General features: G+C 42.6%; 26 protein-coding genes. 25 read left to right on the top strand and 1 reads right to left on the bottom strand.

The window, feature by feature from the left end:
* The first annotated feature begins 220 nt into the window (after positions 1-220).
* From ESZ50_RS04020 to groL, 8 genes are all read left to right on the top strand, one after another.
* Positions 221-571 (top strand): ribonuclease G, encoded by a 351-nt coding sequence (locus tag ESZ50_RS04020; RefSeq protein WP_148622312.1) that lies wholly within the window; start codon positions 221-223, stop codon positions 569-571.
* A 145-nt stretch (positions 572-716) separates the two neighbouring features.
* Positions 717-1,034, top strand: coding sequence for a hypothetical protein (locus ESZ50_RS04015; RefSeq protein WP_222860789.1), 318 nt, complete (start codon positions 717-719; stop codon positions 1,032-1,034).
* Positions 1,035-1,072: 38 nt separating this feature from the next.
* Positions 1,073-1,378 carry a hypothetical protein gene (locus tag ESZ50_RS04010; RefSeq protein ID WP_148622310.1) on the top strand — a complete coding sequence of 102 codons (306 nt, stop codon included), beginning with the start codon at positions 1,073-1,075 and terminating at the stop codon, positions 1,376-1,378.
* A 291-nt stretch (positions 1,379-1,669) separates the two neighbouring features.
* Positions 1,670-2,314, top strand: coding sequence for a redox-sensing transcriptional repressor Rex (locus ESZ50_RS04005; RefSeq protein ID WP_148622309.1), 645 nt, complete (start codon positions 1,670-1,672; stop codon positions 2,312-2,314).
* 311 nt (positions 2,315-2,625) lie between these two features.
* Positions 2,626-3,600: a LysM peptidoglycan-binding domain-containing protein gene (locus ESZ50_RS04000; protein ID WP_148622308.1), complete on the top strand. Its 975-nt coding sequence runs from the start codon at positions 2,626-2,628 to the stop codon at positions 3,598-3,600.
* Positions 3,601-3,708: 108 nt separating this feature from the next.
* Positions 3,709-5,655, top strand: coding sequence for an ABC-F family ATP-binding cassette domain-containing protein (locus ESZ50_RS03995; protein WP_148622307.1), 1,947 nt, complete (start codon positions 3,709-3,711; stop codon positions 5,653-5,655).
* Positions 5,656-5,788: 133 nt separating this feature from the next.
* On the top strand, positions 5,789-6,064 hold the full coding sequence (locus ESZ50_RS03990) for a co-chaperone GroES (protein ID WP_148622306.1): 276 nt from the start codon (positions 5,789-5,791) through the stop codon (positions 6,062-6,064).
* Between the two features lie 31 nt (positions 6,065-6,095).
* Positions 6,096-7,712 (top strand): chaperonin GroEL, encoded by a 1,617-nt coding sequence (gene groL, locus ESZ50_RS03985; protein WP_148622305.1) that lies wholly within the window; start codon positions 6,096-6,098, stop codon positions 7,710-7,712.
* 98 nt (positions 7,713-7,810) lie between these two features.
* Here groL and ESZ50_RS03980 read toward each other — a convergent pair whose 3' ends face one another.
* Positions 7,811-8,194: a ribonuclease HI family protein gene (locus tag ESZ50_RS03980; RefSeq protein ID WP_148622304.1), complete on the bottom strand. Its 384-nt coding sequence runs from the start codon at positions 8,192-8,194 to the stop codon at positions 7,811-7,813.
* 62 nt (positions 8,195-8,256) lie between these two features.
* Here ESZ50_RS03980 and ESZ50_RS03975 point away from each other — a divergent pair, with 62 nt between their 5' ends.
* The 17 genes from ESZ50_RS03975 (at position 8,257) to accB (ending at position 24,022) form a co-directional block, all read left to right on the top strand.
* Positions 8,257-8,634 carry an EbsA family protein gene (locus tag ESZ50_RS03975; protein ID WP_148622303.1) on the top strand — a complete coding sequence of 126 codons (378 nt, stop codon included), beginning with the start codon at positions 8,257-8,259 and terminating at the stop codon, positions 8,632-8,634.
* Positions 8,634-9,551: an RluA family pseudouridine synthase gene (locus ESZ50_RS03970; RefSeq protein WP_148622302.1), complete on the top strand. Its 918-nt coding sequence runs from the start codon at positions 8,634-8,636 to the stop codon at positions 9,549-9,551. Before ESZ50_RS03975 ends, ESZ50_RS03970 begins: the two co-directional genes overlap by 1 nt.
* Before the next feature lie 9 nt (positions 9,552-9,560).
* A complete protein-coding gene (pyrR, locus tag ESZ50_RS03965; RefSeq protein WP_148622301.1) occupies positions 9,561-10,073 on the top strand; it encodes a bifunctional pyr operon transcriptional regulator/uracil phosphoribosyltransferase PyrR in 513 nt (170 codons plus the stop codon).
* Between the two features lie 46 nt (positions 10,074-10,119).
* Complete coding sequence (locus ESZ50_RS03960) at positions 10,120-11,202, top strand: carbamoyl phosphate synthase small subunit (protein WP_148622300.1); 1,083 nt, start codon at positions 10,120-10,122, stop codon at positions 11,200-11,202.
* Positions 11,202-13,679 carry an ATP-binding protein gene (locus ESZ50_RS03955; RefSeq protein WP_148622299.1) on the top strand — a complete coding sequence of 826 codons (2,478 nt, stop codon included), beginning with the start codon at positions 11,202-11,204 and terminating at the stop codon, positions 13,677-13,679. Before ESZ50_RS03960 ends, ESZ50_RS03955 begins: the two co-directional genes overlap by 1 nt.
* Before the next feature lie 66 nt (positions 13,680-13,745).
* Positions 13,746-14,678, top strand: coding sequence for a peptidylprolyl isomerase (locus tag ESZ50_RS03950; protein WP_148622298.1), 933 nt, complete (start codon positions 13,746-13,748; stop codon positions 14,676-14,678).
* A 264-nt stretch (positions 14,679-14,942) separates the two neighbouring features.
* Positions 14,943-15,716, top strand: coding sequence for a (S)-acetoin forming diacetyl reductase (locus tag ESZ50_RS03945; RefSeq protein WP_148622297.1), 774 nt, complete (start codon positions 14,943-14,945; stop codon positions 15,714-15,716).
* A gap of 138 nt (positions 15,717-15,854) precedes the next feature.
* Complete coding sequence (purB, locus tag ESZ50_RS03940) at positions 15,855-17,153, top strand: adenylosuccinate lyase (RefSeq protein ID WP_148622296.1); 1,299 nt, start codon at positions 15,855-15,857, stop codon at positions 17,151-17,153.
* Between the two features lie 178 nt (positions 17,154-17,331).
* The gene (fabZ, locus tag ESZ50_RS03935) at positions 17,332-17,772 is read left to right on the top strand and encodes a 3-hydroxyacyl-ACP dehydratase FabZ (RefSeq protein WP_148622295.1); all 441 of its coding nucleotides are present in this window, start codon (positions 17,332-17,334) and stop codon (positions 17,770-17,772) included.
* A 19-nt stretch (positions 17,773-17,791) separates the two neighbouring features.
* Complete coding sequence (locus ESZ50_RS03930; protein ID WP_148622294.1) at positions 17,792-18,259, top strand: MarR family winged helix-turn-helix transcriptional regulator; 468 nt, start codon at positions 17,792-17,794, stop codon at positions 18,257-18,259.
* Between the two features lie 7 nt (positions 18,260-18,266).
* The gene (locus ESZ50_RS03925) at positions 18,267-19,238 is read left to right on the top strand and encodes a beta-ketoacyl-ACP synthase III (RefSeq protein ID WP_148622293.1); all 972 of its coding nucleotides are present in this window, start codon (positions 18,267-18,269) and stop codon (positions 19,236-19,238) included.
* Between the two features lie 56 nt (positions 19,239-19,294).
* Positions 19,295-19,537 (top strand): acyl carrier protein, encoded by a 243-nt coding sequence (locus tag ESZ50_RS03920; protein ID WP_148622292.1) that lies wholly within the window; start codon positions 19,295-19,297, stop codon positions 19,535-19,537.
* Between the two features lie 24 nt (positions 19,538-19,561).
* Entirely contained in the window at positions 19,562-20,518 is a 957-nt protein-coding gene (locus tag ESZ50_RS03915) for a DUF561 domain-containing protein (RefSeq protein ID WP_148622291.1), read from the top strand.
* 66 nt (positions 20,519-20,584) lie between these two features.
* Positions 20,585-21,520 carry an ACP S-malonyltransferase gene (locus ESZ50_RS03910; protein WP_148622290.1) on the top strand — a complete coding sequence of 312 codons (936 nt, stop codon included), beginning with the start codon at positions 20,585-20,587 and terminating at the stop codon, positions 21,518-21,520.
* Between the two features lie 9 nt (positions 21,521-21,529).
* Positions 21,530-22,252 (top strand): 3-oxoacyl-ACP reductase FabG, encoded by a 723-nt coding sequence (gene fabG, locus ESZ50_RS03905; protein ID WP_148622289.1) that lies wholly within the window; start codon positions 21,530-21,532, stop codon positions 22,250-22,252.
* A gap of 68 nt (positions 22,253-22,320) precedes the next feature.
* Positions 22,321-23,556 (top strand): beta-ketoacyl-ACP synthase II, encoded by a 1,236-nt coding sequence (gene fabF, locus ESZ50_RS03900; RefSeq protein WP_148622288.1) that lies wholly within the window; start codon positions 22,321-22,323, stop codon positions 23,554-23,556.
* Position 23,557: 1 nt separating this feature from the next.
* Positions 23,558-24,022 carry an acetyl-CoA carboxylase biotin carboxyl carrier protein gene (gene accB, locus ESZ50_RS03895; protein WP_148622287.1) on the top strand — a complete coding sequence of 155 codons (465 nt, stop codon included), beginning with the start codon at positions 23,558-23,560 and terminating at the stop codon, positions 24,020-24,022.

Raw genomic sequence — 24,022 nt, 5'->3', positions numbered from 1 at the left:
TAAGCCAATAGTCAGATAAGTAAATTCCTTCTGCATATCTATTGAAGACGTCTTGTTTGTTTTGATTGATATGGAATATAACTAGTATTTTTATGATAAAATACAACGTGAAGTAATTCGGAATTTAAAAGACTGAATAGAGTGATATACAAGTCAGATATTATTTCGGCCCAAAAGTAGAAGGTTTTTGTTGTTGATGGATTGAAAAGGAGCAATGGTTATGGAAGTTGATGAGCAGGTGATGGTGCCGGATGAGGTTAAAGGGTGGAATTGGGGTGCGTTCACTTTTAGTTGGATTTGGGGGATTGGTAATAAAACATATTTGCCTTTATTATCACTGATTCCATTCTTTGGTTTCGTTTGGATCTTCATCGTTGGCGCAAAGGGGAATGAATGGGCGTGGAAAAAAGGCGATTATCGAGATGTTGAGACGTTCAAGGCGGTGCAAAAAACGTGGAATCTAGCCGGCTTGGTTGAATTCTTTTTGATTATTGGTTTGATTGTGCTTGAAATTATTTTCTTTGCTGTTGTTGGTAGTTTGATGATGAATGCATATCGGCAAGGGTATTAACTTAAAATAGAAAAACTAGCCAAACTTCGAGTGAGAAGTTTGGCTTTTTTGAATAAAAGCTTAATTAAAGAGGTCTATAAGCAGATAAGTGGCATTGAAATGTATGCGTAATTATACTGAAAGTAACCGTAGTAATGGAGGTGGAATGATGTTAGAAGCGTGGGAGATTTGTGAGCGTCCAGAAGTTACAGTTGCGGCCTTGGCTGCCTTCGAAGAGGCGCGTGATGGGCTTGAAGGAGCGATCGGAGAGCCATTTGCACTGTTGGCACAGCGCCACAGTGCGGATAGTGATGAATATCGGATGTTGTTCAAAGCCCTTTACCGCAAAAGTAATAATGAAATGGTAATGCGCTACGAACTGGCGGAAGTTGTTAAACATGCAACTGGCAAGGCAAAGTTCAAGATGATTGCAGGGTTGGATGATGAGTATGCAGTCACAAGTGATAATCTGACGATTAATTAGGGGTGTCGTTATAGTCGCTCTTCTGATGGGAGGTCGGTATGCATAAATTTATAGCCGTTTTACCAAAAATCTTAAATTCATCAATTTCAATCTTTATTTTTATTTTTCTGTTTATCTATTTAGTTATTTTTGGCTTGATTGGCATGGTGTGGCCAGCCTTACAGCCAAGTGCTGATGTACAACTGGTCCTGGGAAATTATACAAATGTTACAAGCGCTCTAGGCGCGGCAATTGCGGCGGGTGCCTCAACGGCTTCGCACCGTGCGGCAAAGCAAATGCGTAAAAGACATGATGAGTTGCAAAAGTCTGTGGATTTACTTCATGAAAAAATTGACCGTTTGTAGCCTAAAGTGGATTCTTACATATAATTTTAGTTATATCTAGCAATTCGAATATAAATGACTTAGAAAAATAAGTGTTTTGCTTGTTTTCTGTCAATGACGACTTTCATGGTGGAGTTATAAAACTGATTTGTTAAATAAATCAGCTTTGAAAAGTAGGTTAGTTTGTGAAAATCTCGTGTTAATAAGTTCACACAAGTAGTGGAATGTGCTATCATAATGCTAAGTTGTGTTTTCACAATGGTTTAAATAGTTTGTGAATAATAATTGAGATAAAAAAGCAGGAGGCACTACATGGCAGAACATGAGATTCCACGAGCAACCGCTAAAAGATTGCCGATTTACTACCGTTATTTAAAGTTGTTACTTGATTCAGGTAAAACACGTGTTTCTTCAAATGAATTGGCTGAAGCAGTCAAATTTGATGCTGCAACAATTCGTCGTGATTTTTCGTATTTTGGTGCGTTAGGTAAGCGTGGATATGGATATGATGTAGAAGCATTAATGAATTTCTTTGGTGAGATTTTGGATCAAGATACACTTGAATCCGTAGCGTTGATTGGGGTTGGTAATCTTGGTCAAGCGCTATTGAATTTTAACTTCCACCAGAGCTCAAATGCACGTATTTCAGCCGCATTTGATGTTAATGAGGATATTATCAATTCGATTCAAGCGGGCGTTCCAGTCTATGCGATGGACGACTTAGAAGATCAGATTGCCGCGCAACGCATTGAAGTTGCAATCGTAACGGTGCCTTCGGCTGCTGCACAAGAGTTGGCTGACCGGCTTGCAAAGGCGGGAGTACGTGGGATTTTGAATTTCACGCCGCTTCGCTTGGATGTGCCGGCGGATGTTCGAGTACAAAACGTTGATCTAACGAACGAGCTACAAACGTTACTATACTTCATTAATAATGTTTCGTTGCCTGCTGACAAATAAACATAATTCACTAAAAAGCACCTCGAGTTGAGGTGCTTTTTTATTGGCTTTGTAATATTTGTAATTAAGAGTCTCACCTGCATTATAATTATTGATTACTTATTTTTAGTCTATAGATAGAATAAGTTTTTGTTAAATATTTAGTTATAATAGGCCCTTTGTGATCGTATATTAGTTTAAAATAACTTTAAATATTACAGTAACGTAGATTTGTGTTTGATTAATGCCGTTGTTTTAAAATACATTTGTAACATTGATTCGCTATTCTTACTACAGTGATTAAAGCAATTAGTAGTAGAAGGAAAATTAAAATGACTAAAAAAATGTACAAAGCTGGTAAAAACTGGGTTATTGCGACTGCTTTAGCAGTAGTTGCGGCTGCACCATTATTGAATATGACAACGGCATCAGCTAACAGCACAGCTAATAAAAGTGCTTGGAAGGCTAATTCAGTTGCCGATGTCAAAAATTCGATGAGTAGCACTGATGGAACATATATTGTTAAGAGTGGTGATACGGTCTCAGCAATTGCAAGTGCGCGGAATGTGTCAATTGATCAAATTGTGACAGCCAATAACTTGGCAGACGCAAACATGATTTCAATTGGAGAAACATTGAACTTTACGGCGTCGCAAACTGCTAATAATTCATCAGACGCCAACGTAACGGCTACTGAGTATACTGTGGCGCAAGGTGACACTTTGTCAACAATCGCTGGTGCTACAGGACTTACAGTTGATCAGTTGATGGCTTTTAATGGATTGACTAATGCGGATTACTTATCTGTTGGGCAAGTGTTGGAATTGACTGGTAACAGTCAGACAACTGATGACACAAGTGCTACAGCGACAGTTGATAATTCAACAGCGACGGAGACACCATCAACACCGGCAGCAACCCCGGTTGCTCAAGTTACGACACCATCAGTTGCGACTAGCACAGCTGATACAACTAGTTCAGCTGATGGAACGTTGAATGCTTTGAACGCCTTGCGTCAAGCTAACGGCTTAGCACCGCTTCAGTGGGATGCAGGATTAGCAGCGCGCGCAACTTCACGGGCGGCTCAGACAGCCGCTTCAGGTATTCCTGCAGATCACTGGCATACAGGTGGTGAAGTGATCGCAATCGGATTTGCTGCAGGTAATACAGTTGTAAACGCTTGGTTCAACGAAACAAATATGACAACTGCAACCGGTAGCGGACACCATGATTGGGAAATGAATAGTGGCTATACACATGTCGGCTTCGGTTATGTTAATGGAGTGATTGTGGGAGAAGCCTACTAAGCTTTTGATTATTTGACTAAAAAACGTTCTGATCCTTTGGACCAGGACGTTTTTACTTTGTTCGAGAAATCTTGTTACAATGAAAGGAGTTAAAAACGGAGAAATTTTATGATTATATTACAAGCAAGTGATGTTGCTCGCCGATTTTCGGGAGTAACTTTTTTTGAAAATATTTCCTTACAGGTGCAGGACAAGGCGCGGATCGCGCTTGTCGGCCGTAATGGTGCAGGAAAATCGACTCTTTTAAAGATGTTGATTGGTGAAGAACAACCGGATGAAGGGGTTGTTTCAATGAAGAAAGGCTTGCGGTTGGCATATTTGGCGCAGAATGCAGGCCTAGAAACCGATCGTAGTGTCTACAATGAAATGTTGGAAGCATTTAGTGAAGTGATCAAGATGGAAACGCGGATGCGTGCATTGGAGACTAAGATTGCTAATGCAACCGACTATGAAAGCGAGCAATATCAAAGCCTACTGAGTGAATACGATCAGGTTCAGTACGACTTTAATATGCGCAATGGGTACGGCTATGACGCGACGATTCGAGCGGTCTTGCATGGTTTCGGCTTTGATGAAACTTTTTATGATCAGAAGGTAACATCATTATCAGGTGGGCAGCGGACGCGCTTGGCAATTGCTAAGCAACTGCTTGAGACGCCTGATTTACTGATTTTAGATGAACCAACCAACCATCTTGATATGCAAACATTGGCATGGCTTGAGCAGTATCTACAGAATTATCAAGGGGCTTTGCTGATTGTCTCGCATGATCGTTATTTCTTAGATCGAGTGGTTACAGAAGTTTACGATATGCATACAGGGCAATTGGATCATTATAGTGGCAATTATTCCTCGTTTATGGAGCAGAAAGCTCAACGACTTCTGAATGAACAGAAGGCCTATGATAAGCAGCAGGAAGAAATTGCAAAGCTTGAGGATTTCGTGAATCGTAACATTGTCCGTGCCTCTACGACGAAGCGGGCACAATCGCGACGGAAGCAACTAGAGCGGATGGAGCGCATTGAAGCACCTAAGAATGAAAGTGGTGTCGCCCATATCACTTTTGCTGCCAATGAAGACAGTGGTAAGGAAGTTTTGCAGCTAGCGGATGTTCGATTAGGCTACGATCTCACACAGATTTTGGCTGAAAATGTTACCTTTAACGTTGATAAACAGCATGCTGTTGCGCTGGTTGGCCCAAATGGCGTTGGTAAATCAACGCTGATTAAGACCATTTTGGGGCAATTACCCGCACTGGGTGGAACAATCAAACTTGGTGCAAATGTCACGGTTGGTTACTATGACCAAGAGCAGGCCACACTGGATCCAAAGAAAAGTGTCTTGAACTCAGTTTGGGATGAACATCCAATGGTTTCAGAAAAAGATATTCGTTCAATTTTGGGCTCGTTTCTATTTACGGGTGAAGCGGTTGAGAAAAATGTTGCTTCGCTTTCAGGTGGCGAACGTGCGCGGTTATTGATGACTAAGCTGTCAATGCAGCATGATAATTTTTTGATTTTAGATGAGCCAACTAATCATTTGGATATTGATTCACGTGAGGTGCTGGAGACGGCATTAAATGAGTATAATGGGACGATTTTCTTTGTCTCGCATGATCGCTATTTCATCAATGCAGTGGCTACTGAAGTGATTGAGTTGTCGAAAACAGGTACACGCTTTTTTGATGGCGATTATAACTATTATTTGGAGAAGACCCAAGTCAAGTCGGATTCTGAATCAAGAGCGAAGGCTTCCTTTGAAGTCGATAAAGTGGTTGGTGAGCCGGTTAGCGTAGCAAGTTCGCAAAGTGATCTTAAAGAGCGACAGCGTGAACTAAGGCGTATCAATCGTGCGATTGCAGCGGCTGAAACTGAGATGGAAAAGTATGGCGAACAGCTTGGCTTGGTAGAAGCGCAACTAAATGATCCGGCAAATGGTTCCGATCTTGGTAAATTAACAGATTTGCAAAAAGAATTAGAAGAAACGCAGATGTTACTGGCGCATGCAGAAGAGACTTGGACTGAATTGAGCATTCAATTGGAAGCGTTTGAATAAAGTGCGTATTTTTAATCAAACCACTTGAAATTTGTGGTGGTTGCGGTACAATTATTATTGTTATTAGCACTTAGGTATTTAAAGTGCTAATTATCATAAATCAAAAAATTAACTATAATGCTGGAGGTTTCTTATGATTAAGCCATTAGGTGATCGTGTAGTGTTGCAGGTGAAGGAGTCAACTGAACAATCAGTTGGTGGGATCTTGTTGGCAGCGAATGCTAAAGAAAAGTCAACGGTCGCAACAGTCGTAGCTGTTTCAACTCAGTCAGTTGGTGATTTACAGGCACCGAGCCAACTTAAAGTTGGCGATGAAGTTATTTTTGATAAGTTTAGCGGTTCAGAGGTAACGATTGATGGTGACGATTATTTGATCGTGCATGAAAAAGATGTAATTGGTGTTTTTTAATTAATTTATCTAAGAAAGGAAATCTAAAATTATGGCAAAAGATTTGATGTTCGCCCAAGACGCACGTGCAAAGATGCAAGCAGGGGTTGATAAGTTAGCAAATACGGTTAAGACAACGATGGGTCCTAAGGGACGTAATGTTGTGATCGAACAAAGTTACGGTGCACCAACAATTACAAATGATGGTGTGACAATTGCTAAGGCAATTGAGCTTGAGGACCATTTTGAAGATATGGGTGCTAAGTTGGTTGCCGAGGTCGCATCTAAGACTAATGATATTGCTGGTGACGGTACGACAACGGCAACTGTTTTGGCACAAGCAATCGTTAATGAAGGCCTAAAAAATGTGACCGCGGGTGCTAACCCAGTTGGAGTACGTCGTGGAATCGAATTGGCAACTGATGCAGCCGTTGATGCTTTGCATAAGATGTCAAAGACAGTTTCAACAAAGGAAGAGATTGCACAAGTGGCATCAATTTCTGCAGCTAATCCAGAAGTCGGTGATTTGATTGCCGAAGCAATGGAGAAGGTCGGGAATGATGGTGTTATTACCATTGAGGAGTCAAAGGGGATTGAAACAACCCTTGATGTAGTTGAAGGAATGCAATTCGATCGTGGTTGGATGTCACAATACATGGTGACGGACACAGACAAGATGGAAGCTGCCTTGGACAATCCTTATATTTTGATCACTGATAAGAAAATTGGAAATATTCAAGATATTCTACCTGTTTTGCAGAGTGTTGTTGAGCAAGGACGAGCTTTGTTGATTATTGCTGATGATATTACTGGTGAAGCTTTGCCAACTCTTGTATTAAACAAGATGCGCGGAACATTTAATGTTGTCGCAGTGAAAGCACCTGGTTTCGGTGATCGTCGTAAGGCGATGCTTGAAGATATCGCAATCCTAACCAATGGAACTGTCATTACAGATGACCTTGGCTTGAATTTGAAGGATGCAACATTGGAGCAACTTGGTCAAGCTGGTAAGGTAACCATTGCTAAGGACAATACTACGATTGTCGAAGGTGCTGGAAGCAAGGACGTTATTGCTGAGCGGGTCGCTTTGATCAAGGGCCAAATCAGTGAAACAACTTCTGATTTTGATCGTGATAAGTTACAAGAACGTTTGGCAAAGTTGTCCGGTGGTGTGGCGGTTATTAATGTTGGTGCGGCTACTGAAACTGAACTAAAGGAACGTAAGTATCGAATTGAAGATGCTTTGAATGCTACTCGTGCAGCTGTCGAAGAAGGTTTCGTTGCTGGCGGTGGAACAGCCTTGGTCAATGTGATTCCAGCAGTTGCTGAACTTTCAGAACAAGGGGATGTTCAAACGGGTATTAACATCGTTTTGCGTTCGCTTGAAGAGCCGGTACGACAAATTGCTGAGAACGCTGGTCTTGAGGGTTCAGTGATCGTAAATCGTTTGAAGACTGAACAGGTCGGAATTGGTTATAACGCAGCTACTAATGAATGGGTAGACATGATTGCAGCAGGAATCGTTGATCCAACTAAGGTAACGCGTTCAGCTTTGCAAAATGCTGCTTCAGTTTCAGCTTTGTTATTAACAACCGAAGCCGTGATTGCTGAGCAACCTAAGGAAGAGATGCCAATGCCGGCAGCTCAACCAGGCATGGGTATGATGTAAATCTAAATTCAGAAAATCCCACTAGACACAAAGTCTAGTGGGATCTTTTTTGAACGACAGATTTAATCAGCACATTTGGTTTTAGGGACAAAACGTTTTCAGTGAAGTGCTTGCAGTGCAAGGTTGTGTGCACCACGATTTTGTTTATCAGGAATCCATTCCGTTAAAACTATGTGATACCGATCGATTAAGCGGGTTAGCTCCTGAAAGCTATCACTAAAGTTCTTAGCATATTGTTTACCCACTGCGTCGGCAACGATGCGAGAGTCAGTATAGAACATGATGGTATCATCAGCATGAGCATAGTGGGCTAGTTGCTGGAATCCCCAAATAGCAGCTTGGAATTCAGCTGCATGATTATTAGCCTGACCAAGCTTTGATTTAAGTTGAATTTGTTGTCCGGCGACTACAATAATTATGCCAGCGGCACTTGGACCAGGATTGCCTTGAGTGGCCGCATCAGTAAAAATTTTAATTAACATCAAGAACTTCCTTGTTTTTGGTATAATTTAATCTGACGGATAATAAAGAAAAGAGGTTGACCATGAAGGGGTACTATCAACCAGCAGGAATTGTCGGCTGGGTAAATTGGGCATGGGTCTGCATGTTAGCATTACTTGCATTAATTATGCAACTCGAAGTAACTAAGTTCAATGTTTGGACAGCAGGATTCTTGTTTGCATTTATCCTTGCGGCATGGATCATGATCAGACGTCGTAAGATGGAAATTATCGAAGATAATTCTGCGATCCGCATGAAGCAATTAGGTTCATTACATAATGTTTACATGCCGATCGCGGACATGAAGTATGTACAATTTACAAAGCGCGGTGTGCTATTTAGTTTTGAGGGCGAGAATTACAATCTTTGGTTGAATCGACGTTTTCACAGGCAATTAACAGATTTATTCAAGGAGAAATGATGGAAGAGCAACAGATAAAGATTGAACAACAAAGCGGACGACTGGACAAGGTCATCGCTGATGAATTTGCCGAATACACGCGAAGTCAGGTTGTTGAGTGGATTAAGGATGAGTTGGTTACAGTCAATGGCGCAATCAAAAAGGCCAAGTATTCTGTTAAGCCAGGTGATTTGATCAAATTCACCGTGCCAGAGGTAAAAGAGCTGGATTTGCAGGCTGAGAATATTCCACTTGATATTGTCTATGAAGATGATGATCTATTGGTTGTGAATAAGCCTCAAGGGATGGTTGTACATCCCTCAGCTGGCCATGAAGACGGTACGCTGGTGAACGCATTGATGTATCATACGCCACTTTCGACAATTAATGGGGTCTTCAGGCCTGGAATTGTTCATCGGATTGATAAAGATACGTCTGGTTTGCTGATGGTTGCGAAGAACGATCAGGCGCATGAGGCATTGTCGGCTCAATTGAAGGCTAAAAAGAATTTGCGACAATATATCGCATTAGTACATGGTGAATTCCAAGAGAACGAGGGAACCATTAAGGCTCCAATTGGTCGCTCAACAGCTGATCGGAAAAAGCAGGCGGTTATTAAGGACGGACGCGATGCTGTTACCCATTTCAAGGTCCTACAGCGCTACGTCGGTTATACCTTGTTGGCAGTTACTCTGGAGACTGGACGAACACATCAGATTCGGGTGCACATGCAATATATCGGTCATCCCGTTGCCGGAGATCCTTTGTACGGACCTAAGAAAACCTTGCCGGGTCAAGGTCAATATTTGCACGCGGCAACCCTTGGACTTACGCAACCTAAGACCCAGGCTGAATTGGTATTCGAAGCGCCATTACCAGCCAATTTTTCAGCAATCCTTGAACAACTTGAACCATATGCAGACACTAACGGAGACTAGGAGACGGTTATGACTAAAGAAATCGTAGACGCGATGGCAATGCAACGTGCATTAACGCGAATTACTTATGAAATAATTGAAAAGAATAAGGGTATTAACAATTTGGTGATTGTTGGTATAAAAACTCGTGGTGTTTTTATTGCGCAAAGAATCGCCGAGCGTTTGCAACAGTTGGAAGACGCTAATATCCCAGTTGCAGAACTCGATATTTCATCATATCGCGATGATCAACGGTTAATTGATCAAATCAAGGTCGATTTAGACTTGGAGTTAGATGGTAAGCGTGTAATTTTAGTTGATGATGTTCTTTATACTGGTCGGACGATTCGTGCTGCATTGGATGCTTTAATGGATAATGGACGTCCAGCTGTTGTTAACCTAGCTGTTTTAGTTGATCGCGGACACCGTGAATTACCAATTCGGGCCGACTTCGTTGGGAAGAACATTCCAACAGCAGCTTCAGAGCATATTAAAGTTAATGTTTCTGAAATTGATGGGCGCGATTCTGTCGAAATTAACTGACAATTAGAAACTTCCTTCAGTGAGAGGAAGATTAGGGAGGTCGCTCATGAGTAAGCGGTTCTTAATTTTACAGGATGGTACGGTTTTTAGTGGCGAGGCGTTTGGTGCGCCCGCAACAACTTTTGGCGAAATCGTTTTTTACACAGGAATGACTGGCTATCAAGAAGTGATCACCAATCCGATCTATCATAATCAATTTATTACTTTTACGACGCCGACAATTGGCGCCGCTGGGATCAATCATCGAGCGGATGAGTCAATCACGCCGGTTGTAAAGGGTGTTATCGCAAGAGAAATTGCTGAAGTTTCAACGAATCGTTTACAGCAAATGACGCTAGACGCTTATTTAAAGCGCCATAATATTCCCGGTGTGTCAAAAATTGATACGCGTGCTTTGGCGCGGCATTTGAGAAAGACTGGGACGCAAAAGGCATCGATTGTGGATGAACCTGATCAACATGCTTTCGACCAGCTATCTGCGATGGTGCTTACTACAAAACAAGTCCAACAAGTTGCGACGCCAAAGGCATATGCCAACCCTGGCCGTGGTGCTAACGTGGTTGTGATTGATTTTGGTCTTAAGAGTGGTCTTTTACGTGTTTTAAGTGATTTTGATGCAAATGTGACCGTGTTACCAGCAACGGCAACCATCGATGAGGTCGCCAACCTTGATCCAGATGGATTGGTACTATCATCGGGGCCTGGGGCGCCACAGAATGTTCCAGATGGAATTCTGACTTTAATTAGATATTATCAAGAACGCGTGCCTTTATTTGGGGTTGGACTTGGGCATGAACTGTTTGCACTTGCAAATGGGGCGAAGTTGAATAAGATCCCGGTTGAGCGTCATGGTATGAATCATCCAATTCGTGAACAAATCACTAATCGGGTGATCTTTGCCACCCAAGGACAAGGTTTTGGTGTTGATATTGCATCATTGGCCGAATTGCCCTTGTTAATCACCCATATTGATCTGACTGATAACTCTGTTCAGGGACTGAGACATCGAGATTTCCCGGCCTTTTCTGTGCAATTCTTTCCAGATGCTGCACCCGGTCCGTTAGAAGCAACTCAGGTTTTTGCTGAATTTATGGAAGTTGTCACGATGCGTAAGGAAGGAGCTGTTTAATGGTTGAGCGAATTCTATTAATTGGCGGATCGACAAATGACTTCGGTAAAGAGACTGAAGGTGATGCGGCAAGTTATCAAGTCGTGGATATGTTGTTAGCACGCAATCATGCTGTTTTCATTATTGATGATAATCCCTTCAGCCTGACCTTAGGGCGCAAGGATATTGTCACAATTCAAAAATCAGTAAACACAACTAATATCTTGCAAGCAATTGAAGATTTTAATATTACGGCAATTATTCCGACTGTTGGTGGACTAACTGCAATTCGACTGGCGGCGGAAGTGTTGGAGGTTTTGGAAGCTCAAGCGCCTAAAATTCTTGGAGTTAAGCCGGCTTTGATGGATGCTGTCCAAAATTCAAAAACACTACAAGAACGACTGTTACAACTGAAACAGCCAGCAATCAAAACCAAATTGGCTTCAAATATGAGTGAGGTTTTCGATGCCGCACGTGATTTTGAATTCCCAGTTGTTGTGCGACCGGTTGCACCGATTGGGCAAACTTTGCGCCTGCAAGTTGAGAGTGCAGATGATTTGGAGTTGGCGGCTGAACGTGCATTTGCTCGTTCATTGACGAAACAAGTTAACATCGATCAAAGCATTGCCGGTTATCAGGAAGTTTCATTGGTGGTTGTACGTGATCGTCGGGACACAATGTTGGTTGTTGGTGGAGTTGAGGATTTGGATCCAGTTGGAATTCATACTGCGGATTCGATTGCCATTACACCGATCCAAACAATACCTGATCCGCTATATCAAAGAATGCGTCAGACTGCCTTTATTTTGGCGCGTGGTTTTGAGGTGACGGGACTTTTGGAGGTTCGTTTTGCGGTTGCAAAGGATAGTGAACGATATGTAATTACCCGAGTGACTCCATATTATGACCGTGGATCAGCGTTAGTAACAACCGCAACTGGTTATCCTTTGGTGCCAATTATGACTGGTCTGATGTTGGGCGAAACATTGGCCGAAACCCAAATCCCTAAAAATTATCCCAAATATACTGCGCTTATGGAGCCGTCAATGGATCATATCGTAATGCGTTTTCCGGTCTTTCCGTTTGATGAGTTAGAAGATAATGGGGTGGCTGCACAACATCGTCTGGATACGGTTCAAAAATCAGTTGGTGCGACGATTGGTGTTGGACGCTCATTAGAAGAAGCCTTGGAAAAAGCTTTGCGGGCTGCGCACTTTTCGAATCGTTCATTTTCACCTACGATTATGAATGCACTTAGCGATAATGAGATTATTGAACAATTAATTCATCCACGAGATAATCGGATTTTGGTATTACTTGAGGCTCTTAAACGCGGTTATACGGTTGATGAATTGGCAGAATTGACCAAAATTGATACCTTTTATTTTTATAAGCTTCGAAAGATCATGGAACTCGAACGTGCAGTGAGTGAGCATCAATTTGATGCGGAAGTGCTACGCGAGGCTAAATATTATGGCTTATCAGATGGCTTAATTGCGCGTCTTTGGCATGACGATTATCCTAAGATTCGCCGTTACCGTTGGGATAATGGAATTTTGCCAACCTACAAGGCCTTCGAGCCGTCGGCGGGTGAGTTTGAAGAATCCGTTTCACAATTTTACTCGACCTTTGAGCAAGAAAATGAAACAAATCGTTTGGGCGAAGATTCCGCATTGGTTATTGGAGCGGGTGCTTTTCGTTTAGGTGATGGTGCGGCGGCTTCAAACGTAATGGCATCGGTTGCGGGGGAATTGATTAATAATGGCATTAAGACGATTATTATGAATAATAACCCCCATGATTTAACGGCCATCCCTGATTTGGCAGACAAGCATTATTTTGAACCATTAGAGATTTCAGATGTGATGAATGTGATTGAGGTTGAGCAGCCGACACGAGTGTTTGTACCAGGCAATCGTATAAAATTGATTACTTCTTTACGTGAAATGGGAATTCGTGTAAAAGTAATTGCTAAGGATAAGTATTTGCCAACCAGCATGGCGGGCGAAACCGAACAGACGCTCATTAATTACTTCTATGATGGTAAGGAGCTGCACATTATTGCGTTGGGACATCAGGATAATCTTGGAATTGTGTTGGATCGTGAAGCCCTGACAACTAGCTTGTTGGAAAGCCTACCTAGACCAAAGTTGAATATTGCAAGTCCAGGGATGTACCAGTTGGTTGTAGACCGTTTACCAATTGATGGTGAAATTACGGCGGCTGATATTCGTCCAATGCCATACACACATTTGAATTTCTTGGAGAAGGTAACTGGTGTGCAGTGGACTCGTCTGACAGTTCGCTTCATGATTGAGCGGGTTACGGACGCCGATCGATCATTGTTGGCCAATTGGTCAAACTACCAGTGGATTTTCAATACGGCTCAGTTACACTACGCCAGAGTTGATATGATTGGACATTTGAGAATTGCAGAAGAGCTGGATAATGGGCTCTTTGCAATGGGTGCAAGCTATCGAGAACTGACTAGCGACTAAGTTAATTATGTATGCTAAACTAGAAAGTTGAGTAGTGAAATATAGAATGAAAGAGGTTGATTTCCAATGTGGAAAAAAATAATCGCAGTTATTGTTGTTGTCGGAATTGCCGTTGGTTTGGCAATTTGGGGGTTAGGTGGCAGTAAGTCACTTGCCACTTCAAATGCCGGATCAATTACTGAAGCAGACTATGTAAGTAGTGTGAAGCAAACGTCCGCTGGACAACAAACAATGGCAAACATGATTATCCAGAAAGTCTTGGATAAGAATTACGGCAAGCAAGTAACTAATAAAGCTGTTAATGCATCATATTCATCAGTTGAGTCTGAATACGGTTCTTCTTTCTCAGCTCAATTGGCATCAAACGGTTTGACGGAGACTACTTTCCGTGATTCAATTCGTTTGCAGGCCTTGGAACGTGCGGCTGTGAAGGCTAATAAGAAGTTCTCAACAGCTGATCTAAAGGAAGCATACGCAAGCTATACACCAAATATGAATGTCTCTGTGATTGAGGTTGCTGACGAGAGTACTGCAAAGGATCTTATTAGTAAGCTTGATGACGGAAGTGATTTTGCAACACTTGCAAAAGACAATTCAACTGATAGTGAGACAAAGGATAATGGTGGTAAAATGCCTGCCTTCGACTCAACTAGTCAGACTGTTGACGCAAATGTTGTTAAGGCTGCTACTGAGTTGAAGAAGGGTGAGTATACTAAGACTGCGGTTAAGTCAACTAGTGGTGCATACTATATCATCAAGATGAACTCAATTGCTGAGAAGAAGTCATTCAAGTCACTTAAGTCTAAGATGGAAGAAATCAAGTTGGACGCTGCAATGCAAGATCAATCAACTGTTCAAGGAATTATTGGTCAAGAATTGGCAAAGGCTGATGTTTCAATCAAGGATTCTGACTTGAAGAACGTCTTGCAACAATATTCAACGGCAGCTGCTGCTATGAAGACAAGTTCGACATCAAGTTCTAGTTCGTCATCAAATTAACTTTTAAAATAATTAATCAATAAAAGCGATTATCCTAAATAAAGGATGATTGCTTTTTTGTTTAGAATGATCAACTATGAATTGTGCGTAAGGTAACATACTTGCGTAATAAAGATGATTGAAATCAGAAAACAAGCGATAAATAGATATAATTTTGGCTATCTTTAAGCTTTTTAGTACTATTTACAGGAAGCCCTCCATGAGTATAATAAAAGAAAAAATGTTATATTTTTCACTATGTTGAAAAATCTTTGGAGGATTAAGATGACAAAAGTAGCTTTCGTAACTGGTGCCGGTCAGGGAATTGGTGAAGCAATTGTGAAACGTTTGGCAGACGACGGTTTTAAGGTCGCAGTAGTTGGTCGAACATTGTCAAAATTGGAACGAGTGATTGAAGAAATTAACGCGGTTCATCCTGGTGCAGCATTGGCGATTGCCGCTGATGTGGCAAAGCGTGATGAAGTATTTGCGGGAGTAAATCAGACAGTTGAACATTTTGGTGACTTAACAGTCTTGATCAATAACGCGGGTGTTGCTCCAACAACGCCAATTATGGAAGTGGATGAAGCAACAATTGATTGGACTTTTGATATCAATATTAATGGTGTAATCTGGGGGACGCAGGCGGCTGTGAATGCATTTAAGCAACTTAATCATGGTGGCAAGATTATCAATGCGACTTCGCAAGCTGGCGTTGAAGGAAATCCTAACCTGACCGTTTATGGAGCTAGCAAATTTGCAATTCGTGGGATTACCCAGACGACTGCCAAGGAATTAGCACCACTCGGAATCACAGTTAACGCATTTGCACCTGGAATTGTTAAGACACCAATGATGTTTGACATTGCCCATGAGGTTGGCCAAAATGCTGGTGAGTCAGATGAATGGGGAATGGCACAGTTCTCAGAAGGAATCGCTTTAGGACGTTTATCTGAACCTGAGGAGGTAGCGAGTGGAGTTGCTTTCCTAGCTGGGGCTGACTCAAATTATATGACCGGGCAAACATTAGTTACGGATGGTGGAATGGTCTTCCATTAAGCTTAAATATATTAAGGAACTCACTCAGTTAAAAGAGTGAGTTTTTTGATTTTATTGATAAATTGCTGGGCAATGTACGTATTTTGCTGTAAAATTAACTTATCAAATGATTTAATATTCGTAATTTTAGGAGATGCAATGTTAGAACGTTATACGAGACCAGCGATGCAAGCGATTTGGTCGCTAGATAATCAGTACCGAACATGGCTAGATGTTGAAATTGCTGTCACAATTGGTTGGAATGTGGTTGGTTTGGTGCCAACAGCTGATTTGAATGCAATTCAAAAAAAGGCGAATTTCGATTCAGCGCGCATTGCCGAGCTTGAGCAAATCACGAAACATGATGTGGTAGCATTTACTCGGAATGTTTCTGAATATTTAGATGCCGAGAAAAAGTGGATTCATTATGGTTTAACATCGACTGATGTGGTCGATACGGCCCAGGCTTTGCGTTTAAGGCAGGCGAATGCTCTAATTAAAGCTGATTTGGATGTGCTGAAGGAAACCTTGGCAACTTTAGCGTTACGTTATAAAGATACGGTAATGATGGGGCGGACTCATGGCGTTCACGCAGAGCCGACAACTTTTGGATTAAAGTTAGCGCGTTTTTATGCCATGATTAATCGAGATATTGCGCGCTTTGAAAGAGTGGCTGAGGCAGTTGCGACTGGAAAACTTTCAGGTGCGGTTGGAACTTTTGCTAATATTCCACCAGAAGTAGAAGTTCGGGCAATGCAGGAATTAAGGTTAGAACCACAGATGATCGGCTCGCAGGTTTTGCCAAGAGATTTACATGCAGATTATTTGACGACCCTTGCTTTGATAGGGACCACTTTGGAGGAGCTTGCAACAGAGTTAAGATCTTTGCAACGCTCAGAGATTCATGAAGTGGAGGAAGGTTTCGGTGCAGGGCAGAAAGGTTCCTCGGCGATGCCACACAAACGTAATCCAATCTCTGCTGAAAATATAACAGGCCTGGCACGGGTCTTACGGGGCTATGTTGTGCCGGCATTGGAAGACGTATCTTTGTGGCATGAACGAGATATTTCGCATTCATCGGCTGAGCGGATTATGCTACCTGATGCAACCAGTCTATTGGATTACATGCTAAACCGGATGAATAATATTTTAACTGGGCTGCAGGTCTTTCCTGAGCAGATGTTGAAGAATATGGATCGAACCTATGGATTGATTTATTCGCAGCGGTTGTTGTTAAAGTTGATTGATCGCGGAATGTCACGTGAAGCGGCTTATGACACGGTTCAGCCCCTGACAGCACGGGCGTGGGATGAGCAAATTCAGTTTAGAACATTAGTAGAACAAGCACCTGCAATAACTGAACTTTTATCTGAGACTGAGATAGCGGATGCCTTTGATTATCATTGGCATTTGAAGCATATTGACGAAATCTTTCGACGTGTTGGTTTATTAAATTAAAAATACAAAGAATAAGAAGGACCTGATCTAACTGATAGATCAGGTCCTGTTTTTATATACACATGTTATGATGTTTGTCTAAAACAAGACAGTTGACAAGTAAATGTTCAAGAATTATGATTTGATTATCGATTATTTCGATGATCGAACTATTTTACGAAGAAAGGAGTAAAGTCCATTGGCAGTGTTAAATGCAACAGAGATTATGCAGTTAATTCCGAATCGTTATCCAATTCTCTATATGGATTACGTCGATGAAATGGTTCCTGGCGAAAGTTTGATTGCAACTAAGAATGTCACGATCAATGAGCAGTTCTTCCAAGGCCATTTTCCTGGAAATCCAGTGATGCCAGGAGTATTGATTATTGAAGCACTAGCGCAAGCGGCTTCAATTTTGATTCTGTCATCGCCACAGTTTAAAGGGAAAACAGCCTACATGACGGGGATTGATGATGCAAAGTTTAAGCAAATGGTGCGTCCGGGGGATGTTTTGAAGCTACATGTTGAATTTGGTAGTTTACGAGAAAACATGGGAACAGTAAAGGTCGAAGCCAAGGTTGCTGATAAAACGGCGACGAAGGCGGAGTTGATGTTTGTGGTTTCCCCCGATCAACAGTAACTAATGGAGCGTTAGGATTATGACTGAATCAGGAGAAATGACCTTTGAAGAAGCTAATGATGCCCTAGTTGATGTTTTTAATAATGTGATGTGGATTGAAGAGGCCTCACTGAGAGCCTCACAATTTAAGGATATTACGATTAAGGACATGCATATGATTGCGGCGATTTCGATGTATGAACGCAAGAGTGCTTCTCAAGTAGCAGAAAACGTTCATTTAAGCCCCAGTGCTACGACCAGTGCTATCGATAAGCTAGTAAAAAAGGGATACGTTGAGCGACACCGTGATGATCAAAATGATCGGCGCGTTGTATTTCTGTCATTAACCCACCGAGGGCGGACGGTCTATCGAGCACATGAAGCATTTCATCGAGCGTTAACCCATCAGTTACTTGATGGTACGTCAAAAGACGATGCTATATCAGCGAAGCGGATTATTACTAACTTACAGAGTTATCTCCATTCTTTGTATGATTCTAGTTTTTAGGTGGGCTATGGAAAGATTTGACATTACACATTCGGCAGTTGCAATCCCAGAACGGAGCGTTTCAAACGATGAATTAGCTACAATTATGGATACATCTGATGAATGGATCTACAGCCGAACTGGTATTCATCGACGACATGTTGTGACTGATGAAAATACTAGTGATTTGGCAATTGAGGTTGCTCAGAAGCTCCTGGCAAGCAGTGGCTTGAAGGCAAACGATTTGGACTTTATCATTGTTGCGACAATGTCGCCAGATAGTTTATCACCAAATACTGCTTCAATCGTCCAAGGTGCAATCGGCGCTAATAATGCATTTGCCTACGATATTTCAGCGGCTTGTTCTGGAATGGCCTTTGCCATCAGCACTGCAAGCGCCCTGTTGGCAACACGTTATCAGCAAGGACTAGTAATTGGTGCGGAAGTACTGTCAAAACTTGTTGATTGGCAGGATCGTTCGACAGCTGTTTTGTTTGGCGATGGTGCCGCAGGCGTTTTGATGAGACGGACAGATAAAGGGCAGGGTTTGCTTGGTGAAGATTTGGTTTCACTTGGTGACAAAGGAGCATTTTTGACGGCTGGCACGTTGGCGAATACAAATGCATTCACTAATGCCGAAGCAGTCGCAGATCCGTTTTTTAAAATGGATGGGCGCGAAGTTTATAATTTTGCCAGTCGTGAAGTTCCAATATCAATGCAACGCGCTTTGAAACGTGCGGAATTATCGGCTGATGAGATTGACGTGTATATTATGCACCAGGCAAATAGTCGAATTATAAAGGCAATTGCGAAACGTTTTGAGCAACCAATTGAAAAGTTTCCGATGAATATGGTGGAGTACGGTAATACTAGTGCTGCTAGTATTGGTATCCTACTGCATGAATTGAGAACAAGCGGTCAGGTGCAGTCAGGTCAAAAGATTGCGCTTGTTGGCTTCGGTGGCGGTTTGACGATTGGTACATTAATTATTCAATTATAAGATGCATTTATTTAAGCAATTATTTATTTTATTCAAATGAAAAGAGGAATTTTATCATGACAGACGTAGAGATTTTTGACAAAGTTAAGGAAATTTTGATTGACCAATTCGACTTAGAGGCTGATGAAGTTAAGTTGGAGACTAACATGGCTGAGGATATCGATGCTGATTCATTGGATTTATTTGAAGTTCTGAATCGCGTTGAAGACGATTTTGACATCAAGTTGGCGGTTGCTGAAGAGATTGCAACGGTGCAAGACTTGGTTAACAAAATTAAAGAACAAGTTGAAGCCAAGTAATTACCAAAAAGAAAGAGGAAGTAGATGAGCATCGAGCTGAATAATCCATTATTTGAAAAATTAGGAATGAAATACCCAATTATTCAGGGTGGAATGGCCTGGGCTGGAACTGGGCGCTTAGCAGGTGCCGTTTCTGAAGCTGGCGGTTTGGGAATTATTGGAACTGGTTATTGGCAGGCTGATAAAGTTCGCACAGAAATTCGTCGTGCACGTGAGATAACTGATAAGCCCTTTGGCGTTAACGTAATGCTGCTGTCCCGTCATATCCGCGAAGTCTTTGATGTCATTATTGAAGAGGGCGTACGAGTAGTTGCGACTGGTGCAGGTGATCCGTCACCGTTTATCGATGAATTACATGCGCACGGTATTCTAGTGATCCCGGTTATTCCATCAGTTGGCTTGGCTAAGATGATGGAGAAGAAGGGCGTGGATGCTGTTGTGGCAGAAGGGATGGAGTCGGGTGGTCATATCGGTATGTTGACAACCATGACGTTGGTGCCACAGGTGGTAGATGCTGTGGACATCCCAGTCATTGCTGCCGGTGGAATTGCTGATGGGCGTGGCGCTGCAGCCGCATTCATGTTGGGTGCCTCTGGTATTCAAATGGGCACGCGTTTTCTTGCTTCTGAAGAGTCTGAAGTGCACGCTGACTTTAAGGCCGCAGTTGTGAAAGCCAAGGATATTGATACCTTGGTGACTGGCGAATTAATGGGAAATCGCGCACGCGTTTTGAAAACGAAGATGTCAAAAAACTTTGTTAAACAAGAACGTTTTGAAATTCAGAAAGAGAAGCCGGATGCTCAAGCAATTGAGAATTTGGAAAACGGTGCATTGCGTCGAGCAGTCGTTGATGGCGATAAAGAGAACGGTGCATTTATGGCCGGTCAAATCTCAGGAATGATTCATGAATTGAAGCCAGTCGCACAAATTCTTGACGATGTTTGGACTGGTGCAACTGATTTGATGGGAATTGAAAAGTAGGTAATCATACAGTGGAAGTCCACGTTTAAAACCCTAGCTAATTGGCTAGGGTTTCTGAGGAATAAGATGAATATTGGAATTTTAATGAGTGGTCAAGGCGCACAAAAGGTCGGGATGGCAGCGGATTTATATGCCAATCTACCAGCATATCGTGCAACAATTGACCGTGCTTCTGCGGTTTTAGGCTATGATCTGCAAGCGACAGTTAACATGGACGAGGCACGCTTGAATCAAACTGCATATGCGCAGGCGGCGATTTTGGCAATGAGTGTTGGAATCTACAACACTCTGGCGGACATATTGCCAGAACCTAAAGCAACCTTGGGGTTGAGCTTGGGTGAGTATTCGGCACTAACGATTGCAGGAGTCTTTGATTTTGAACAAGCAATTGCGATCGTACGCGATCGAGGTGCCTACATGCAAAAGGCCGGGGAAGTTAATCCCGGTAAAATGGTTGCGGCGATGACCGAGGATCAAACAATGGTAGTTGATGTCTTAAGTGAACTAGCGGCAGCCGGTAAACGTGTTTATCCGGCGAACTATAACACCTTTAATCAACTTGTTTTTGGTGGTGTGGCGGCAGATGTTGATGTGGCAATGGAGGTCTTAGCGACAAACGGAGTCAAGCGTTTAATTGAACTGCCAGTTACCGGAGCCTTCCACACACCGCTTTTAACTTCAGCCGCTGAGAATTTAGCAAACCGCTTGGCAAGTGAATCATTTGGTGAGGCACATTACCCGGTCTATTCAAATACAACTGGACGAGCCTTTATTGATGTACATGCAACTTTATTAGAGCAGATCACTGCACCAACTTATTTTGCGCAAGCATTGCAGAATATGGTTAAGGATGTCAAAGTCGATACGCTAATCGAGTTTGGACCATCAGATACTCTAAGTAAATTTGCACGCAAGGTTGTTGATAAGACAGTGAATCGTTATAGCGTTTCAGATATGGCATCATACGAGAAACTGCGGAACATGCTAGAGACGCAAGTTTAAGGAGTGTTTATGAATTTAAAGGATAAGGTAGTTTTAGTAACCGGATCAACGCGTGGAATTGGTTTGGCAATTGCAAAGTTGTTTAACCAATTAGGTGCACGGGTGGTTCTGCATGGTCGAACGAGTGTTAGTCAAGATTTGTTAGCCGATTTTGACGAGGCGACATTGACGATGACCGCCGATTTAGCAGATCCGCAAAGTGTGAGCTCGGCAATTGAGGAGCTGTACACCGAGGTTGATGGAATTGACATTCTCGTAAATAATGCCGGTATTGTCGATGACAAACTTGCAATGGGCATGACACCTGCTGAATTTGCAAATGTTATTAATGTTAATCTCAATGGAACTTTTAATGTTAGCCAACCGATCTTCAAAAAGATGTTGCGGGCTCGGACGGGTGTGATTATCAACATGGCTTCAGTCGTTGGCGAGATGGGAAATGTTGGGCAAGTTAATTACGCAGCATCTAAGGCTGGTGTCATTGGAATGACTAAGAGTCTTGCCAAAGAAGGTGCCAAACGCGGAATCCGCGTAAACGCGATTGCGCCAGGAATGATTCAATCAGATATGACTGCAGGTCTTTCCGAGAAAATCCAAGCAGCGATGATTGATGCGATTCCTTTGCATCGCATGGGTGCAGCAACCGAAATTGCCCAAACGGCAGTCTTTTTGGCTCAAAACGAATATATTACTGGACAAGTCATCACTGTTGATGGTGGTTTGTATATCTAAGCGAACTAGTATTTTCTGCACTTATTCGATTTTTATTTTTTTACTAGTAAATTGGAGGAACAAACAACATGACAAGAGTAGTTGTAACTGGTCTAGGAGCACTAACCCCCGTTGGAAATACGGTCGATGAATTTTTGGATGGTATTTTTTCAGGTAAGGTGGGGATTGCACCAATCACAAAATTTGATGCCAGCGAAACCGGGATTACCGTTGCTGGTGAAGTGAAGGATTTTGATCCTGCCTTACGGGTTGGTAAACGTGAATCAAGGAAAATGGATTTGTTCTCACAGTATGCAGTTCATGCAGCTGGTGAGGCAATTGAAAATGCTGGCTTAACGGCTGGTTTTGATGATCCTGATCGGGTTGGCGTAATCATGGGAAACGGAATCGGTGGTTTAACAACGATTGAAGAGCAAGTTATCAAGATGCATGATAAGGGACCACAGCGTGTGAGCCCAATGTTTGTGCCGAATGCTATCCCCAACATGGTTTCTGGAAACGTATCAATGCGCTATGGAGCAAAAGGGATTAATTATACGCTTTCGACAGCCTGTGCTTCGGCAACCAATGCAATCGGTGAAGCCTTTTGGCGGATTCAATCAGGCAAATATGATGTGATGATTACAGGCGGTGCAGAAGCAACCGTTAATGCAATGGGAATCTCAGGCTTCGCGGCATTAACAGCGCTATCGACTGAGACGGATCCAAACGAGGCTTCAAAGCCTTTTGATACTAATCGTCACGGATTTGTTATGGGTGAGGGATCAGGCGTGCTAATTCTAGAGGCGCTTGAACACGCACAAACTCGCGGGGCAAATATTCTGGCGGAGATTGTTGGGTATGGAGCTAATTCGGATGCATATCATTTGACCAGCCCAACTCCTGATGGAAGCGGACCAGCTGGCTCTGTGAAATTGGCTTTAGCGGACGCAGGTGTTACTGCCGATGCAATTGACTATGTCAATGCGCACGGGACAGCAACGGGAGCCAATGACGCTGCAGAAGCTAAAGCCATGGAACTGGTTTTTGGCGATAATAATGTATACGTATCGTCGACTAAGGGAATGACTGGGCATCTTTTGGGTGCAGCCGGAGCAATTGAGGCGATTGCAGCAATTGGTGCTTTGACGCGTGAGGAGTTGCCAGTTAATGTCGGTTTGACGGAACAAGATCCAGCAACAGCTGGAGTTACTTTGGTCAGTGAAACAAATCGCCATGTTGCCCCAGAATATGTTCTATCAGCCAATTATGGTTTTGGTGGGCATAACGCAGCCATTATTTTCAAGAAGTGGGGGAAAGCTTAGAATGACGATGAGTTTGGAAGAAATTCGAGCTTTGATACAAGATTTGGAGCAGTCATCGCTGCGCGAGTTCGCACTTGAAGATGGTGATTTCTCACTTCACTTGAGCAAGAATGAATTAGCGCCAATTACGGCCGCACCAATTGCTATGGCAGCAGCTAATCCGGTTAGCGCCACAAGCGATTCAGTCGCGATTGCCGATCCTTTTGAGAAAACTGAGACGACTACGGTAACGATTAACTCGCCACTAGTCGGCACGGTCTATCTACGGGCAAATCCTGATGCGAAGCCGTTTAAACAAGTCGGTGAGCGGGTTGTTGTTGGTGAACAGGTTGCAATTGTTGAAGCAATGAAGTTAATGACGCCGGTTAAATCTGAGGTTGCTGGGGTTATCACCGAAATCTTGGTTGAAGAGGAACAGGTGGTTGATTTTGATAAACCGATGTTCCGTGTCGACCCCAAGGGTTAA

The organism is Weissella muntiaci, assembly GCF_008107635.1.
GTDB lineage: Bacteria > Bacillota > Bacilli > Lactobacillales > Lactobacillaceae > Weissella > Weissella muntiaci.
This window is presented reverse-complemented; position numbering and strand designations above follow the sequence as displayed.